11 protein-coding genes are annotated in these 16,395 nt (G+C 74.0%); 3 read left to right on the top strand and 8 right to left on the bottom strand.

Annotated elements, in window-relative coordinates:
- Positions 1-18 precede the first annotated feature (18 nt).
- Positions 19-978: an acetylxylan esterase gene (locus tag ACLJWH_RS00060; RefSeq protein ID WP_411139891.1), complete on the bottom strand. Its 960-nt coding sequence runs from the start codon at positions 976-978 to the stop codon at positions 19-21.
- A 173-nt stretch (positions 979-1,151) separates the two neighbouring features.
- Here ACLJWH_RS00060 and ACLJWH_RS00065 point away from each other — a divergent pair, with 173 nt between their 5' ends.
- Positions 1,152-2,006 (top strand): hypothetical protein, encoded by an 855-nt coding sequence (locus tag ACLJWH_RS00065; protein WP_411139407.1) that lies wholly within the window; start codon positions 1,152-1,154, stop codon positions 2,004-2,006.
- A gap of 39 nt (positions 2,007-2,045) precedes the next feature.
- On the opposite strand, the gene mmuM is transcribed toward ACLJWH_RS00065, so the two are convergent.
- The 5 genes from mmuM to ACLJWH_RS00090 all read right to left on the bottom strand — a co-directional run bounded on the left by mmuM (position 2,046) and on the right by ACLJWH_RS00090 (position 11,783).
- Positions 2,046-2,966, bottom strand: coding sequence for a homocysteine S-methyltransferase (gene mmuM, locus ACLJWH_RS00070; protein WP_411139408.1), 921 nt, complete (start codon positions 2,964-2,966; stop codon positions 2,046-2,048).
- Positions 2,967-3,006: 40 nt separating this feature from the next.
- Positions 3,007-3,879, bottom strand: coding sequence for a YceI family protein (locus tag ACLJWH_RS00075; RefSeq protein WP_411139409.1), 873 nt, complete (start codon positions 3,877-3,879; stop codon positions 3,007-3,009).
- Between the two features lie 122 nt (positions 3,880-4,001).
- Positions 4,002-6,989, bottom strand: coding sequence for a glycoside hydrolase family 2 TIM barrel-domain containing protein (locus tag ACLJWH_RS00080; RefSeq protein ID WP_411139410.1), 2,988 nt, complete (start codon positions 6,987-6,989; stop codon positions 4,002-4,004).
- Between the two features lie 388 nt (positions 6,990-7,377).
- Positions 7,378-8,673, bottom strand: coding sequence for an SWF or SNF family helicase (locus tag ACLJWH_RS00085; protein ID WP_411139411.1), 1,296 nt, complete (start codon positions 8,671-8,673; stop codon positions 7,378-7,380).
- Positions 8,670-11,783, bottom strand: a complete 3,114-nt coding sequence (locus tag ACLJWH_RS00090) for an SNF2-related protein (RefSeq protein ID WP_411139412.1) — start codon at positions 11,781-11,783, stop codon at positions 8,670-8,672. Before ACLJWH_RS00090 ends, ACLJWH_RS00085 begins: the two co-directional genes overlap by 4 nt.
- A gap of 165 nt (positions 11,784-11,948) precedes the next feature.
- On the opposite strand from ACLJWH_RS00090, the gene ACLJWH_RS00095 reads away from it, so the two are divergent.
- On the top strand, positions 11,949-12,131 hold the full coding sequence (locus tag ACLJWH_RS00095; protein ID WP_411139413.1) for a hypothetical protein: 183 nt from the start codon (positions 11,949-11,951) through the stop codon (positions 12,129-12,131).
- A 439-nt stretch (positions 12,132-12,570) separates the two neighbouring features.
- Here the strand turns inward: ACLJWH_RS00095 and ACLJWH_RS00100 are convergent, their stop codons facing one another.
- Together ACLJWH_RS00100 and ACLJWH_RS00105 are read right to left on the bottom strand one after the other, a co-directional pair.
- A complete protein-coding gene (locus tag ACLJWH_RS00100) occupies positions 12,571-13,977 on the bottom strand; it encodes a tannase/feruloyl esterase family alpha/beta hydrolase (RefSeq protein ID WP_411139414.1) in 1,407 nt (468 codons plus the stop codon).
- A 372-nt stretch (positions 13,978-14,349) separates the two neighbouring features.
- On the bottom strand, positions 14,350-15,132 hold the full coding sequence (locus ACLJWH_RS00105; RefSeq protein ID WP_411139415.1) for a hypothetical protein: 783 nt from the start codon (positions 15,130-15,132) through the stop codon (positions 14,350-14,352).
- Positions 15,133-15,489: 357 nt separating this feature from the next.
- Here ACLJWH_RS00105 and ACLJWH_RS00110 point away from each other — a divergent pair, with 357 nt between their 5' ends.
- Positions 15,490-16,386: an oxygenase MpaB family protein gene (locus ACLJWH_RS00110; protein ID WP_411139416.1), complete on the top strand. Its 897-nt coding sequence runs from the start codon at positions 15,490-15,492 to the stop codon at positions 16,384-16,386.
- Positions 16,387-16,395 lie beyond the last annotated feature (9 nt).

A 16,395-nucleotide genomic window follows, 5' to 3' on the forward strand; every position in this document is an offset into this window, starting at 1 on the left:
TGGGGTAATGGCGGACGGTCAGCCGAACAGCTCGCGCAGGAACCGCAGCTCGGCCACCCGCTGCTCCCCGCCGCCCCCCTCATGGCCGTTGAACCGCCACACCAGCAGCTCCTTCTCGCCCGCGTAGTGGTGGTGCGCGGCGAAGACGGTGGACGGCGGCACGACCGCGTCCCGCAGTGCCACGCCAAAGAGCGCCGGGGCGCTTGCGCGGGCCGCGAAGTTCAGACCGTCGAAGTGGTCCAGGGTGTCCAGGGCGGTGTCGATCCGGGTGCGCTCGCCCGCGAAGTAGCGCGTGAGCTCGCCGTACGGGTCCGCGTCGGTGATGTCGAGCGCGCGCCGGATGTGCGACAGGAACGGCACATCGAGCAGGGCGCCCGCCAGGCCGGGCGCCAGGCCCGCCACCGCGAGCGCGGTCGCGCCGCCCTGGCTGCCGCCCGCGACCACTGTGCGGTCGGCGTCCACCGCGGCATGTCCGCGGGCCGCCTCCACGGCGCGCACGCCGTCGGTGAACAGCCGCCGGTAGTAGTGGTCGTCCGGGTCGAGCAGCCCCTGGGTCATTTTTCCGGGCACCCCGGGATGGGGCGCGCCGACCGGATCGGGGGTGTCACCGGGCCGGTCGGGACCGCTCTGCCCGCGGGTGTCCATGACCAGCGTCGCGTATCCGGCGGTGGGCCACAGCAGCCAGTCGTGCGGGGTGAGCCGGCCACCGCCGTAGCCTATGTACTGCACCACGCACGGCAGCGGTCCGGCGGCCGCCCGCGGGACCAGGAACCAGCCGCGGATGCGGTGCCCGCCGAAGCCGGAGAACTCCACGTCGTAGGTGCGCAGCAGGGTGAGCCCGGCATCGGTCTCGGTGAAGCGGGCGTCGAGGTCGTGGCCGCGCGCCTCGTCGAGGGTGCGCTGCCAGAAGGCGTCGAATCCGGCCGGCTCGGGACGCGGCGGACGGTAGGCGCGCAGCTCGTCCAGGGGAAGGTCGATGAACGTCGATGAACGTCGATGAACAAGGAATTCCTCCGGGCCGTATGACGGTGTGCAAGGCGGTATACCGACTGTGATCAACCGTGCCCGCCGGTCGGATATTTCGGTCCGGGATTGTTCCAGGTTGGTCACCGTGGCACCCAAAGCTCCGTAAAGAAGCGATCATTTGTGCCATGATTTTTCCTCCGCCTCCGTCCTCGCCGCCGAACCAGCCGCCCAACGGCAACCCGGGTGGCTTCGGTCCGCCGGCCGGCGGCTTCGGCCCCGGCCAGGGCCAGGGCGGTTACGGTCCGGGCGGCTACGGTCCCCCCGCCGGCAACCAGCCCCCCGGCGGCTTCGGCCCGCCCGCGGGCGGCTACGGCCCCGGCGGCCCGGGAGGACCCGTCGGCGGCTGGCCGCCGCCCGGCCCGCCCGCCGGCGGCGGCGGTGGCGGCAACGGCAAGACGATCGCCGCCATCATCGGCGGTGGCGTGATAGCGGTGGCCGCCGTCGTCGTCTTCGTGGTGATGTCCAACAGCGGCGGCGACAACGGCAAGAACCAGGCGGCGCCCGTGGAAACCGGCACCAGTGCCACACCGTCCGCGACGGGCTCCGCCACGCCCACCGGCCCCACCACACCGCCCGCGACGCCGACGGCGAGCACCGACATCGAGAGCATGATGCCGTCGCCCACCAACGGCAAGATCCCGTTCTTCCAGCTGAAGCCGGGTGACTGCTACAACCTCCCGGCGGGCGGTGGCGGCAACAACGACGCGGCCTCCTGCAACGGCGCACACGACGCCGAGGTCGTCTCCACCCACCGGCTGGACGCCGGCCTCACGAGCGAGGACGCCATCAAGGAGAAGGCGTCGGCGCTCTGCAAGAACGACCTCCAGAGCAAGGCGGTCCGGCAGCCCGCCGGGACCGCCGAGGGCACCTACGTCCAGTTCCCCAACATGAGCGGCTACAAGATCGGCATCAAAACGGTCAGTTGCAGTCTGACGGGCAATCGCACCGGCACCAAGAAGCTCACCAAACCGCTCTCCTGAGCCCGCCGTCGCCGGGGCCGACCCGGCCCCGGCGGTGCGTCAGCGCCCGAGACCGGCCGCCAGCCCGGCGATGGCGGCCGGGCCCACCCGGCAGCAGCCGCCGATCAGCCGGGCACCCGCCGCCGCCCAGGCGGCGACCCGGTCGGCGCTGAACTCCGGACTGCCGCACCACGCCCGCGCCCCGGCGTCCCAGCTCTCCCCGCTGTTGGGGTAGACCACCACCGGTTTGCCGGTGATCCGCGCGGCGAGCGGGACCGCCCGGTCCGCGTCCCGCGGCGTACAGCAGTTCACGCCGACCGCGATCACCTCCTTGGCCTCCGCGGCCAGCGCGAACGCCTCCGTCAGCGGCTGCCCGGCCCGGGTGCGGTCACCCGCGATGCTGTAGGAGAGGTAGGCCGGTACCTCCAGTCCGCGCACGGCGCGCAGCAGCGCACGGGCCTCGTCGGTGTCGGGCACCGTCTCCAGCGCCAGCACATCGGGCCGCGCGGCGGCCAGCACGGCCAGCCGCGGACGGTGGAACCGCGCCAGTTCCGCCACCGACAGCCCGTAGCGGCCGCGGTATTCGGAGCCGTCCGCCAGCATCGCGCCGTAGGGTCCGGCCGACGCGGCGACGTACAGCGGCGCGGCCACCCCGCCGGCCCGTGCCCGCCGGGCCGCCTCGCGCGCCAGCTCCACACTGCGGCCGAGCAGCGCCGCGGCCTCTTCGGCACCGATGCCGCGCCGCGCGAACCCCTCGAACGTCGCCTGGTAGCTCGCGGTGATCGCGACCTGCGCCCCGGCCTCGTAGTACGCCAGATGCGCCAGGACGACGGCCTCCGGGTCCTCGGCGAGCAGCCGGGCCGACCACAGGGTGTCGCTCAGATCGTGCCCGGCGGACTCCAGCTGGTTGGACAGCCCGCCGTCGAGGACGACCGGTCCCGCGGCCAGGGCATCGGCGAGCGACGGGGAGACACTGGCCACGGGCGGCACCTCTTCCTGCGGCGGGTTCTTCCCGCCGGTCCTAGTCCTGCTGGACGGCCTGGATGTCCAGCTCGATCCGGATCGTAGCGCCGATCGCCGCGATGCCCCTGGCCAGCATCTTGCGCCAGTCCAGGGTGAAGTCCTCGCGGTGCAGTTCGGCGACGGCCGTGCACGCGGTGCGGGTCTCGCCCCCCATGCCCGTACCGATGCCCAGATAGCGGGTGTCCAGCTGCACATTGCGACTGACCCCGTGCAGATGCAGGACGCCCGGTACGGTCCAGCGGCCGCCGCCCTTGTGCACGAACCGCTCACCGGTGAACTGGAGCGTGGGGAACCGGGCCACGTCCAGGAACTCGGCGGAGCGCAGATGGTCGTCGCGCAGCTGCACACCCGAATCGATGCTGGCCGCGTCGATGGTCACCTCGACCCGGGAGTCGCTCATCTGCTCGCCGATCCACAGCCCGCCCTCGAAACGGTTGAACCGGCCGTGGATCTCGGCCAGCCCGATGTGCCGGGCGGTGAAACGGATGGAGCTGTGGTCGGGGTCGAGCCGCCACCGGCCGGGAGCGGGCAGCTGCGGCGCGGGCGCCAGGTCCAGCGCGACCGGCCGCGGCGCCGTCCGCTCGCCCGCCACGACCTCGACGTCGAACCGCTCGGGGCGGAACCCGTCACAGGTGATCACGAGGTGGTACCCGGCCGGAGCCAACGTGGCGGTCAGCCGCCCGTTCGGATCGGTCCGGCCGCGCATCACCTCCTGGCCGCCGGCGTTCCGGACCGAGACCTCGGCCCCGGCCATCGGCAGCCCGACGGGATCGTGGACCGCCAGATCCAGCGCCCCGGCGCCACGGGGGAGGGGCGCCTGGGCAGTGTGCGGCGTACGGTCACGAAGGCGGTTCAGGAAGGCGAGCGCCATGGCAGGACGGGCCTCTCGGTCGATAGTGGGGGGATCCGGAGATCGGCGGGCAATCAACTCCATCCTGTCATTGGTCCAGACCGGGCTGCCGTCGGGTGGCATGTCACAAAGAAACGTGACATTCATCGCAACGAGGAGAAGGTGAAGGCGAACCGGGCCGGCGCCACCTCCAGCCGGTACCGCGGCAGTACACCCGGTCCGCACGACTGGCTGCCGATGCCGTGCTGCGCATGGTCGAGATGCAGCCACACCAGCTGACCGGGCGAGAGATCCGTGGTGTGCCGGGCCGCGTCCAGCTCCTCGACCGGCCAGCGGCGCGCGGTGAGATAGAAGTCCGGATCGCCCTCGATCCGGATGCCCGAACCGTCCGTACGGGACAGCTGCGCCCAGCGCACACCGGGCCGCGCACCGTTCTCCTGCGGCCGGACGTACGGCGTCTGCATCGCGTCCACCGGCATCGACCAGCGGCCCACCCGCGCCGCGGCCAGGGTGTCCGGATAGCCCTCACCCGGCCCGCCGCCGAACCACTCCGCGTGCCCGACGCTGCCGCACACCGCCATCCGCACCCCCAGCCGCGGCAGCGGAGCGGGCCAGTCGCCCTCCGGCTCGACGGACACCTCCAGCCGCAGCAACTCCCGCCGGGCCGTCCAGCGGTAGACCGTACGCAGCGCCGGCTCCGCCCCGGCCGCCGCGACGCGGGTCCGCACGACCAGCGCGTCCGCGAGCGTCTCGACGGCGTCGACGCGGTGCCGCATCCGGTGCAGCCCGAGCCGCCGCCACTCGGCGGCCGGCGACCGTCCCGGCTGCCGGGGCGTGGCCTCGTCGTTGTCGGTCGGCGCCCGCCAGACATCCAGCCGGGGGCCGCGCAGCAGCACGCCGTCCAGATAGCCGAGCGTTCCCGTGGTGGCGTCGAACGTCCCCGGGCCCAGCAGGATCACATTGCCCTCGCCGCGGCGCGGGGCGGCGGTGGCGGCCGGGGGAGTACGGACCGGGCGGGCGGCGGCCGGCAACTGGCCCCAGGCGACCTCGTGCCCCGCGCCCGCCCACGCGGTGTCCTCGGCCAGCACCGCCCGGACCGTCCACAGCGCCTCCGCCTCACCCGGCGGCGCGGGTGGGGCGGGCAGCCGCAGTTCGGCCGACTCACCGGGCGCCAGCGCCGGCACCGCCAGCGGACCCGTCCCGCGCACCTCGCCCGCCACCTCGTACGCCCAGCGGAACGCCAGATGGCCCAGATCCGCGAAGTCGTGGAGATTGGTGATCCGGACCGTGCCCGCCACCCCGTCCCCGTCGATCCGCACCGGTTCGACGACCTTCTTGAACTCGGCCAGCCCCGGTGACGGCGTCCGGTCGGGGAAGACCAGCCCGTCGCAGACGAAGTTGCCGTCGTGCAGCTCCTCGCCGAAGTCGCCGCCGTAGGCGTGGTACACCTCACCGTCCGGTGTCCGCTGCCGCAGCCCGTGGTCGATCCACTCCCAGACGAAACCGCCCTGGCAGCGCTCGTACGTCTCGAACAGCCGCTGGTACTCACTCAGCCCGCCGGGACCGTTGCCCATCGCATGCGCGTACTCGCACAGCAGGAACGGGAGCCGGCGGCGGCGGGCGTCCAGCTCCGGGTCGGGGAGCGGGTCCTCGGCGCGCCGCCCGATCCGCGCGACCTCGGCGTGGTCGGCGTACATCCGGGAGTAGACATCCGTATCGGCGCAGCTGCGGTCGCCCTCGTAGTGCAGCGGGCGGGACGGGTCGCGCTCGCGTATCCAGGCGGCCATCGCGGACAGCCCGCGGCCGGTGCCGCACTCGTTGCCCAGCGACCACAGCACGATGGCGGGGTGGTTCTTGTCCCGCTCGACCATCCGGCGGGCGCGGTCCAGCAGCGCGGGCTCCCAGCGCGCGTCGTCCACCGGATTGCCCCGCCAGTCCTGCTGTCCGAAACCGTGGGTCTCCAGATCGCATTCGTCGACCACCCACAGGCCCAGCTCGTCGCAGAGGTCCAGGAAGGCGGGGTGCGGCGGATAGTGGCTGGTGCGGACCGCGTTGATGTTGTGGCGCTTCATCAGCAGCAGATCGCGGCGCATCACCTCCCGGCCGACCGTGCGCCCGTCACGCGGGTGGAACTCATGGCGGTTGACACCGCGCAGCAGGATCCGCCGGCCGTTGACCTTCAGCAGGCCGTCCTCGACGCGGACGGTACGGAACCCGATCCGCAGCGGTATCCGCTCGCCGGGGGTGGCCAGTTCGGCGTCGTAGAGCCGGGGTGTCTCCGCCGTCCACGGGAGCACCGGGACACTCGCGCTCTCGCCCGTCGCCAGATCGAGGCCGAGCGCCGGGACGGTGACCCGGCCGGCCGGTGCGCAGTCCACGCGCAGGGTGCCCAGGCCCGTCGTGTGGTCGAACCCGGCGTGCACGAAGTGGTCGGTGACCGAGCCCTCGGGACGGCGGTGGACCGAGACGCTCCGGAAGATGCCGGGCAGCCACCACTGGTCCTGGTCCTCCAGATAGCTGCCCGACGACCACTGGTGCACGCGGACCGCCAGCACATTGCCGCACGGCCGCAGCAGATGCCCGACCGCGAACTCGTGGGGCAGCCGGCTGCCCTTGAAATGCCCCAGCTCCTGCCCGTTGAGCCAGACCCGGGCGCAGGACTCCACGCCGCCGAAATGCAGCACCGCGGGTCCCTCGCCCCAGCCCTCCGGCAGGTCGAAGCGGTGGCGGTGGTCGCCGGTCGGATTCTCGTCCGGCACCCGCGGCGGGTCGACCGGGAAGGGATAGGCGGTGTCGGTGTACGCGGGCGCGCCGTGACCCTTGAGCACCCAGTGGCCGGGCACCCACAGGTCCTGCCACCGGGAGTCGTCGAAATCCGGCCGGGCGAAGGAGTCGTCCTCGGCGGTGGCGGTCACCGAGAGCCGGAAGCGCCAACTGCCGTGTAACGGGAGCCGGGCGGCGTCCGATCTGGCGTACCAGGCACGCGGCGGCAGCGCCCCGCGGCCCGGGGAACGGTCCTCGTAGTACGGCGGGAGCTCCGGTCGGCGGGGTGAGCCGGCCGCGCCGGGGGCGGTCCGGGCCGGCGGCCCGTACGGCGGATGGTGCGGTGCGTGGGACGAAGTGCCGGACACTGGTCCTCCTCGCTGCGGGCGGTGGCCTGGCCGTGGGGGATCCGATCAGCGAATCATGATCGGGCGCGGGGCGCAGCAGGATGGGCAGGATTGGCCGGGGCGGGCGGGCCGGGGTGTCCGCCGCTGTACCGGACACCGGTGGCCGTCCAGCCCCCCGTACCGCTCCGGAACACGCCCCTCGTACCGGGCCCGTCGCTCCCCCGTACCGGCCCGCCTCCCCGGCCGCTCCAACGGGCACGGCACGGGGATGCCCGGAGGACATGAACTCCGCGGTACCGGCCGGTGAAGGCCCGCGATCCGCTCCGTCACCTCCGCGTGGCCTGCCCCTTGGCCGCCGCCCGCCGGAACGCTCCCGCCCGGCCCCGGCGTTCCGCGGTCCCGCCCGGTGTCAGTCCTCCGCCGACAGTCCCGCGAGGGCGCCCGCCGGATCGTCCGTCGGCGGGCCCGCGGGTGCCCACCGGCCGCGTTCCTTGCGGTAGGGCCACCAGCGCCCGTCCGGGCCGTACCGCAGCTGGACGTCGCCGCCGGCCACCGTCCAGCGGTTGCGGGTGGCACGCAGCCGCGGCCGGGGCTCGCCCTCCTCCCAGGCGGCGGCCAGCCGGCCGGTCGCGCGCGCCAGTGTGGCCGGATCCGGCGTCCACTCCTCCTCCAGGACGGCGAGCCCGGCCGAACCGCCCAGCTCCCAGGCCCGTACGGCCAGCGCCAGCCCCCGCGCATCGCGCCCCGAACCGGCCGCCAGCCGCTCCGCGACGGCCGCCCCGGGCCCGGTGCTTGCCAGCCGGACCGCGTCCTGCGCGGGCGTCAGGGCGGGTGCCGGCGGCGTGTCCGCGTGCCAGGTGGCGAGTGCGTCCGCCAGCAGCAGCCGGGCGCGTGCCGCCGTGTCCTGGATGAGGAACTCCAGGGCGGCCACCTCCACTCCGGGCGCGGGCGGGGTGCCGCCGCCGAGAGCCGGTGCGGCGCCCGGCGCCTCGACCGGCGGTGGCGGCGCGGGCAGCGGCGGCAGGATGTCGCGCGCCGCGTACGCCTCGACGGCCGGTACGCCCGCCGCCGGTGCCGCCGGCCCCGGGTCCCCGCCGGCCGGCGTCCCGGCACGGGCGGCGCTGCGCGCCTGGAGATCGTCCAGCAGCTCCTGCTCCCCGCGCCCGCGCAACAGCAGCAGCACGAACGGATCCTGGTCCAGCAGTCGCGCCAACTGGTAGCAGAGTGCGGCGGAATGCGCGCAGTGGTCCCATGCCTCGCAGCCGCATTCCGACTCCATGTCGCCGATGGACGGCAGGAGGCCGATACCGGCGGCGGCCGCGTCCTCGACCAGATGCGGCGGCATATCGCGGTCCAGCAGCGCCGCGATGTGCCCGGCCCGGTCCGCGACCAGGTCCAGCAGACGGTCCCACTCCGCCGCGCTCAACTGCTGGAGCAGCACATCGGCGCGGTGCCGGGTGTGGTCCGGATCCTGGACGATCGCGGTGATCCGGCCGGGGCGCACCGACACCGCGCCGACCGCACCGGCGCGGGCGTGCCGACGGCCCAGCCGCAGCTGCGCACCGTCCAGCGCGGTGTCCTCCAGCGCCTTGAGCCACGCCTGTCCCCACCAGCTCCGGGCGAAGGGGCCGCTCCGGGCGGCCGGCAGCGCGGCGAAGGTGCGTTCCCGCCCGTCGGGCGCGTTCCTCGTGTCCGGTATGGTCATCGCTCGCTCCCTCGCAGTGCGACCAGGTCCGCCAGCTCGGCGTCGGTGAGTTCGGCCGGCGCGGCCTCGCCGGAACCGAGCACCGCATCCGCCAACCGCTGTTTACGGGAGAGCATCTCCGCGATGCGGTCCTCGATCGTGCCCTCCGTGATCAGCCGGTGGACCTGCACCGGCCGGGTCTGTCCGATGCGGTACGCGCGGTCGGTGGCCTGCGCCTCGACGGCCGGATTCCACCAGCGGTCGAAGTGCACGACATGCGCGGCCCGGGTGAGGTTCAGACCCGTACCGGCCGCCTTCAGCGACAGCAGGAACACCGGGACCGCGCCCTCCTGGAAGCGCCGCACCAACTCCTCGCGGCGGGCCACCGGCGTACCGCCGTGCAGAAACAGGGTGGGCACCCCGCGCGCCGCCAGATGCCCCTCCAGCAGCCGCGCCATCCGCACGTACTGCGTGAACACCAGCACGCTCGCGCCCTCGGCGAGGATGGTGTCGAGCAGTTCGTCCAGCAGCTCGACCTTCCCCGAACGACCGGCGAACGCCGGCCCGTTCCCCTCCCGTCCGGCTCCGTCCGGGCCGGTCTCCCTCCCGTACTGCGCCGGGTGGTTGCAGATCTGCTTGAGCGAGGTGAGCAGCTTGACCACCAGACCGCGGCGCGCGAACCCGTCCGTCCCGGCGATCTCGTCGAGCCCCTCGCGCACCACGGCCTCGTACAGCCCGGCCTGCTCCCTGGTCAGCGCCACCGCATGGTCGGTCTCCGTCTTCGGCGGCAGCTCGGGCGCGATCCCCGGATCGGACTTACGGCGGCGCAGCAGGAACGGCCGCACCAGCCGGGCGAGCCGCTCGGCCGCCGCGGCCGCCTCGGCGGACGCCGCCGCACCGCCTTCGACGGCCTGCGCGTAGCGGGTACGGAACCGGCCGAGCGGCCCCAGCAGACCGGGTGTCGTCCAGTCCAGGATCGCCCACAGCTCCGACAGGTTGTTCTCCACCGGAGTGCCGGTCAGCGCCACCCGCGCCTTGGCGGGGAGGGTGCGCAGCGCCCTGGCGGTGGCGGAGAACGGATTCTTGATGTGCTGCGCCTCGTCGGCGACGACCAGCCCCCAGCCGGCTCCGGCCAGCTTCCCGGCGTCCAGCCGCATGGTGCCGTAGGTGGTGAGCACGAACTCGCCGTCGGCCAGCTCCGACAGGCTGCGCCGCCCGGCGTGGAAGCGGCGTACCGGCGTGCCCGGCGCGAACCTCTCGATCTCGCGCTGCCAGTTGCCCATGAGGGAAGTGGGGCAGACGACGAGCGTGGGGCCCGCCGAGTCGGGATCGCTCTGACGGTGCAGGTGCAGGGAGATGAGGGTGATGGTCTTGCCGAGACCCATATCGTCGGCGAGACAGCCGCCGAGCCCGAGCGAGGTCATCCGGTGCAGCCAGCCGAGCCCGCGCAGCTGGTAGTCGCGGAGCGTCGCGGCGAGTTGGGCGGGCTGCCGGACGGGGTCGGCACCGCTCCGCTCCGGGTCGGCGAGCCGGTCGCGCAGCCGCGCCGCCCAGCCGGCGGCCCGCACCTCGACACACCGGCCGTCGTCGGTCTCGGCCGTCCCGGTGAGCGCCGCGCCGAGCGCGTCGAGCGGCGTGATCTTACGGTCCTGGCGGTTGCGTGCGGCGCGCAGCTCCTCCGGGTCGATCAGCACCCACCGGTCGCGCAGCCGCACCAACGGGCGGCCGGCCTCGGCGAGCCGGTCCAGCTCCGCCTTGTCGAGCTCTTGGTCACCCACCGCGAACCGCCAGCTGAAGGAGAGCAGCGCGTCCGCGGAGAGCAGTGCGGGCAGTCCGGACTCCGGTCCGTCCACCGGGTCGGGCGTTCCCACCACGGCCCGGGTGGTCAGCGTGCGCGCCAGCCCCCTGGGCCAGTGGACGCGCACTCCGGCGGCGGCCAGCGCACGGGCGGCCGGCCCGAGCAGTTCGGCTATCTCCTCGTCGGCGAGATCGAGTGCGCCGGGCACCGCCGCGGACAGCAGCGGGGTGAGCGGCGCCCAGGCGTCGGCCGCGCGGCGCAGCGTGCGCAGGGTGTCCATCCGCGCCCGCGGTCCGAACGCCTGCCCCGCGGCGGACGTTCCGGCCCACACCTCGGCGGCGTCCGCGACCAGCGTCGGGTCGGTGAGGCTGTGCAGCTGGAGGACGGCGGTGAAACCGATCCGGGCGGCGTCCGCATCCGGGGGCCCGTCGTACGGCTGCCCTTCCCGCGACGGCTGTTCCTCCTGGCTCCCTCGTCCGGCCCGGGTCTCCTCTCCACCGGCCCGGCTTCCTGCTCCGGCCCGGGTCTCCGCTCCCGCCTGCGTGTGCCGCTCCCGCGTGCTGTTTCCTCCCGGCGGTACGTCCGGTTCGTCCGGCCCGACCGTGCCGTGCACCTCCACCCGCAGTGAGATCCGTACGCCCGCGTCATGCCCGGCGGCGACGTCCGCGGCCCAGGCGCGCTGCTCGGGGATGCGCTGCGGGGCGGGCGCCGCGAAGGCGGGTGCCCCGGTGGCCAGCGCCGCGGCGGGGGAGCGCGGCAGCCCGTCGGCCACCGCGTCGAGGAAGGCCCGTACGTGGCGCTCCGGCTCGGGCAGCAGCACCGGGTCGGTGTCCGGGAGCGGGGTGGCGTGCGCGTACGGCGGCATCGCGGCCGCGAGGTCACGCAGCCGCTCGACATCGGCCGGGTCCAGCGGACCCAGCCGCCAGGCGTCGTGGTCGGCGGCGCTCAGACCGGGCAGCAGCCGGCCCCGGGCGGCGAGCTGGAGCGCCAGCACGGCCGCGGCGCCCCAGAACGCGGCGGCCGGATCGGCGCCACGGGCGGCCCGCGCGCGGGTGAGGACGGGCACCGCGGCACTGACGGGCAGGATCACGGCCGGGACGGCGCATACCGAGACCCCGCCGTCCGCATCCGGCAGCACGACAGGAATCCCGTCCGTCACCGGCAGGGTGTCCACCGTCGGTCCGTCCCCGGCCGTGGTGCCTGCCAGGGGTTCGCCGTCCGGGCGCCAGAACGCGACCCGGCCGGCCCGTGGTGGGTCCGACGGAAGGAAAACCGCTGCACAGCGGGCGAGCGCGGAGAGGTGCGCGGGCGTGACTGCGGGAAGAAAAGTCACTGGGCGGAGAACTCCTCAAATTTGACTACTGGCCCTTGGAGCGCCCGAGAGTACACGACGCTCCGGCCCTCGATGGAACCTGCGGCGCGAAAACGGCGTTCAATGGGATACGGCGTTCACAGGGATGCACGGAGCGCGGCATGCGCCGCGGAAGGGGCGTGAAGGATGTCCACACAGGCGAAGGTCGCGATCGGCGGCGTTGCGGTGGGAGTGATCCTGCTGTGGCTGCTGCCGTTCTGGGCGGCCGTACTGGTCATGGTCGGAGTTCCGGCCGTCGCGTATCTGGCACTCGACCCCTCCCAGCGGCGTCGGCTGCGCCGGGCCGGCCGCAAGGAGATCGGCCGCTGAGCCGCGGGGCCCCCGCACCGCTCCGGGGGCCCGGGGGCCGGCCGAAGCCGGGCAGGGACCGCAGTTCCGTACGGCCCCGAACACCGGCTCATGAAGCCGGACGGGCCCGGCCCAGGGCCTGAGCCGACCGGCCCGAGACCTGAGCACGGGGGCGCGACGGCGCGGCCGCCGGACCTGACCGTCCCGGCCGGGAGCGCCCACCGCTCGTTCCTCCTGGCAGACGGTCAGGGCGGCACCACTCCTCCTGGCGGAGGGCCCGACCGGGGGCACACCTGCCGAAGACCGCCAGGAGCACTGCTCGCCGGGAACACTCATCGCGGGAGACGGCCAGGACCTGAATCCGGTACGGCGGCCCCCACGGAGCCGACGGCCCTGCCGCTGACGACCGGAACCGAACCAGGCGCGGCGGAACGGTGGGACGCGGCCCCGACGCGATCGATCAGCCGCCGACGCGGCAGGTGTTGACGACATCCCCGACCACCGGTCTGCGGATCGTGTGGTCCGCGGGCGGGAGGACGGCCCGCTCCACCCAGTCGGTCAGCGCGGTGAACGCCGACCGGTAGCAGGGCAGGATCGGCCGGAGCAGGCCCGGATAGCTGTCGTAGAGGCCGTCGACATGGGTACCGCCCTGCACGGTGTAGTAGCGGTGCAGCCCGGAACGCTGCTGGTCGGCGACCATCCGGGCGTAGACGTCGGAGTCCGTCGCGATCGGCAGCAGCGTGTCCAGATCGCCGTGCAACGTGATCAGCGGCCGCCCGATCCGTCCGGTCAGCGCGATCCGCTCGACCGCCTGCCGCACGGCCGCGGGTCGGGCGGCGAAATCGTACGCGGCGTCCGACGCACAGGGCGCCAGAATCTCGCCGGGCGTCGAACCCGCCGAAGTCCCCGGGCAGATGGGGTCATAGTCCGGATCCAGCGCCGCCCGGTAGGTCTTCTGCGTCACGCCCCAGTAGGCGGCCTGGTGGTACGGCCAGAGAAACCACGAACCGGCCGCGAACCCGGCCGCCACCATCTCCCGCACCCCGGCCTTCCCCTGCCCGTACGCCACGGCCGTCGGCAGTGACGTCAGCGGGTTCGGCCCGTTCGCCGTCCACAGCGTGCCCTCCCAGTCCACACCGCCGTCGTACAGCTCCGGGTGGTTCTCCAACTGCCAGCGCGTCAGATATCCGCCGTTGGAGATCCCGGTCATGTACGTACGGTGCGGGGCGCGGCCGTAGAAACCGGCCACCGTCTGCTGCGCGGCGCGGGTCAGCTCCGTCGTACGGCGGTTCCACTCGGCGATGGCATCACCGGGCCGCCGCCCGTCGCGGTAGAAGTCCGGGCCGTTGTTGCCCTTGTCGGTCGCGGCGTACGCATAGCCCGCCGCCAGCACCCGGTCGGATATCAGGACGTCGGTGGCGTACTGCTTGCGGGTGCCGGGCGCGCCCGTGACGACGAGCCCGCCGTTCCAGTGTTCCGGGAGCCGGATCACGAACTGGGCGTCGTGCCGCCAGCCGTGTGTGGTGTTGAAGGTGGAGTCGTCGGGGAAGTAGCCGTCGATCTGGACGCCGGGCACACCGCTGGGTCTGTGGGTGCCGGCCGCCGCGAGACCGGCTTGGTCGGCGGTGTCCGTGTACTCCGTACCGGCCAGCGCGGTGGTGGTCAGATCGGGCAGACAGACCGCCTGCTGCCGCTCCGACCCCGGCACGCGCAGGGCGGAGACGGCGGCGCCGGAGCTCGGCGAGGGCCCCGCGCAGGAGCGGGCGGCACCGGACGCGGCGCGCGCCGGCCCCACCGAGGTCAGGGCGAGCAGGACGGCACCGCACAGCGCGGCGGAGCGTCGCGAACGGCCGATCGGCGGGCGCATGAGGAGCCTCCAGAGGCGGGACGGCGGAGAACGGCGGCACCGGCGGGCCGAGGCGACCGCGGCGCCCCATGCTGCGCCGCCGCGCCACCACGCACCATGGCCCCGCCCCACACCTCCCGGACCGCGGCGATGTGCCCGGCCACCGATATCCGCGCCGGCCCGGGGAGTCCGTGAGCCGACCGTTCCCCGGCGGAGCCCCCGTAAGGCCCATGACGGGGCCGCCGGTGCCCGTGCCGAAGCCGTCGGCCCTCCTCGTCCCGTGCCGGTCGTCTGCATGAACGCCTCCCCGCGTGTCCTCCTCATGCGTCCGGACCAGTGCAGCACACGGGTCTGACAACGGCCGTTCCCGGCAGCCGCCGCCCGCCGCGGAGGTCAGGCGGGACGTGCCGCCAGCGCGTCCAACGACGCCAGCAGGGCCGGGAGTTCGGGCCCGCGGCCCACCGGATGCACCTCGCCGGGCTCCTCGTCCAGCAGCACGAACGCGATGTCGTCGGTGCGGGCGACCATGCTCCAGCCCGGCCCGTCGACCCGAAGTGTGCGGGCCTCACCCGCCGCGAACGACGACCGCACCCGACCGGGCGGCGGTGGCTGCGCCAGGTAGCCGCGCGCCTCGTGCAGCACCTGCCGCACCCCGTGGTGCGGGTGGGCGCCCGGAGCGACGAAGGTGACCTCGGCAGCCACCTGCTCGCGCCACACCGCCCACCGCAGCGCGATCTCGTCCGCGCCGAGCCGCCGTTGGGCCGGTCCCCACCGCCCGGCATCCGGCGGGACGAGCGGGGCCGGATCCCCCTCCCGCGGTTCTGGGTCGTGCGGCTGCGGAACCCCCGGCGCCGATACGGCGAGGGCCAGCGGCCACCCCGGCAGCGCGGCGACGATGCTGCCCGCCCCGGGCGAGAGGTCGTACGCCATCCCGCAGTCCCACGCCGCGACAGCGCAGGCTACCAGCGGCACGTCGTCGGTCGCCACCGTCCAGCGCGCGCCGCCACCGTCCTGGCCGAGGACCAGCCCGTAGCCCGCATCGCGGGGATCGAGGCCGAGACCCGCACACGCCTCGGCGTAGTCGTCGCCGAGCACGCTGGGGAACTGCGCGGGGGTCAGCAGCACCGCCGTCAGCACGAACAACTCGTCGCTGCCGGCGCTCTCGGTCCTGGACACGGGGGCCTCCCCAGCCGATCCGTCCGGAGTACGTCGGCGCACCCTAATGGGCCCGGCCGGAGCTTGTCACCGGCCCGGGCACGCCCGCCCACCGGCCGCACCTCTCACGCGGCCGGCCGAGCAACTCGCGGGCCACCTCCCGGGGCGACCGCTGATGCTCCCGCGCTGGCCGCGATCATCGCTGTCCGCGCGCCCGTCGGTCCCACCCTCGCCGCCGGCCCCCTGGCGCCGCACGGCACCCCGGCGGTATCCCGCATGAATCCGGCCACCCTGCCCCGGCCGCCGTCCGGCTTCGCCGTTCACGTGTGCCCGGAGCCCATAAAGTGGGAACTTCGGCTATCGAAGGGATGGTTTCCGGTGCGGCGTTACGACTGGTTGAGAGAGATCCGACGACTCGATCCCGAGCGTGACTTCCTGCGGATCTACCGCATCATCGCGACGCACGAGTTCCCCTGGGACTTCACCAGAGCCCTGGAACTGGCGCTCTACCGCACCTATGCCGTACCGAGCATCGGCCGGCTGCTGGCCGAGACCGCGGAGCTGACGGGCCGTACGCAGAAGCGCTACGACGACACCGCCCTCCTGCTGGACGCCGTGGTGGAGCACGGCTTCGACGGAGCCGACGGCCGTACCGCGATCCGCCGTATCAACCAGATGCACCGCGGCTATGACATCAGCAACGACGACATGCGGTACGTCCTGTGCACGTTCGTCGTGGTGCCCAAACGCTGGATCGGCGACTACGGCTGGCGGCAGCTGACCGAGCACGAACTACACGCCATCGCCGCCTACTACCGCACCCTCGGCCGCCATATGGGCATCACCGGACTCCCGCAGACTTACCAGGACTTCGAACGCCACCTGGACGACTACGAGCGCGCGCACTTCGGCCGGGACGAGGGCGCCCGGCGGGTCGCGGACGCCACCTTGGACCTGATGGCGAGCTGGTACGGCCCGCTCGCCCCCGTGGTGCGCGGTGCGAGCATGGCCCTCCTGGACGACGCACTGCTGGACGCCTTCCGATACGAACGGCCCCGACCGGCGGTCCGGGCGGCGGTACACACCGCCCTGAAATTACGCGCCAAGGCCGTGCGGCTGCTCCCGCCCCGCCGCAGTCCGCACTACGCCCGCCAGAACCCCGAGATCAAGGGCTATCCGAACGGATTCCGCGTCGCCGGTCTCGGGACCTTTCCCACCGCTCGCCGCACGGGCGGCTGCCCGGCCCCGCACCCCGAAGGCCCGGCGGCACCCTGAGGAGGGTGC

It is taken from the genome of Streptomyces sp. x-80 (assembly GCF_046549095.1).
Classification (GTDB): Bacteria; Actinomycetota; Actinomycetes; order Streptomycetales; family Streptomycetaceae; genus Streptomyces; species Streptomyces celluloflavus.

Excerpts from the sequence above, each read along its gene's own strand:
- ACLJWH_RS00065 (WP_411139407.1), top strand. The coding sequence starts at position 1,152 with ATGATTTTTCCTCCGCCTCCGTCCTCGCCGCCGAACCAGCCGCCCAAC.
- ACLJWH_RS00075 (WP_411139409.1), bottom strand. The coding sequence starts at position 3,879 with ATGGCGCTCGCCTTCCTGAACCGCCTTCGTGACCGTACGCCGCACACT.
- ACLJWH_RS00085 (WP_411139411.1), bottom strand. The coding sequence starts at position 8,673 with ATGACCATACCGGACACGAGGAACGCGCCCGACGGGCGGGAACGCACC.
- ACLJWH_RS00095 (WP_411139413.1), top strand. The coding sequence starts at position 11,949 with ATGTCCACACAGGCGAAGGTCGCGATCGGCGGCGTTGCGGTGGGAGTG.
- ACLJWH_RS00100 (WP_411139414.1), bottom strand. The coding sequence starts at position 13,977 with ATGCGCCCGCCGATCGGCCGTTCGCGACGCTCCGCCGCGCTGTGCGGT.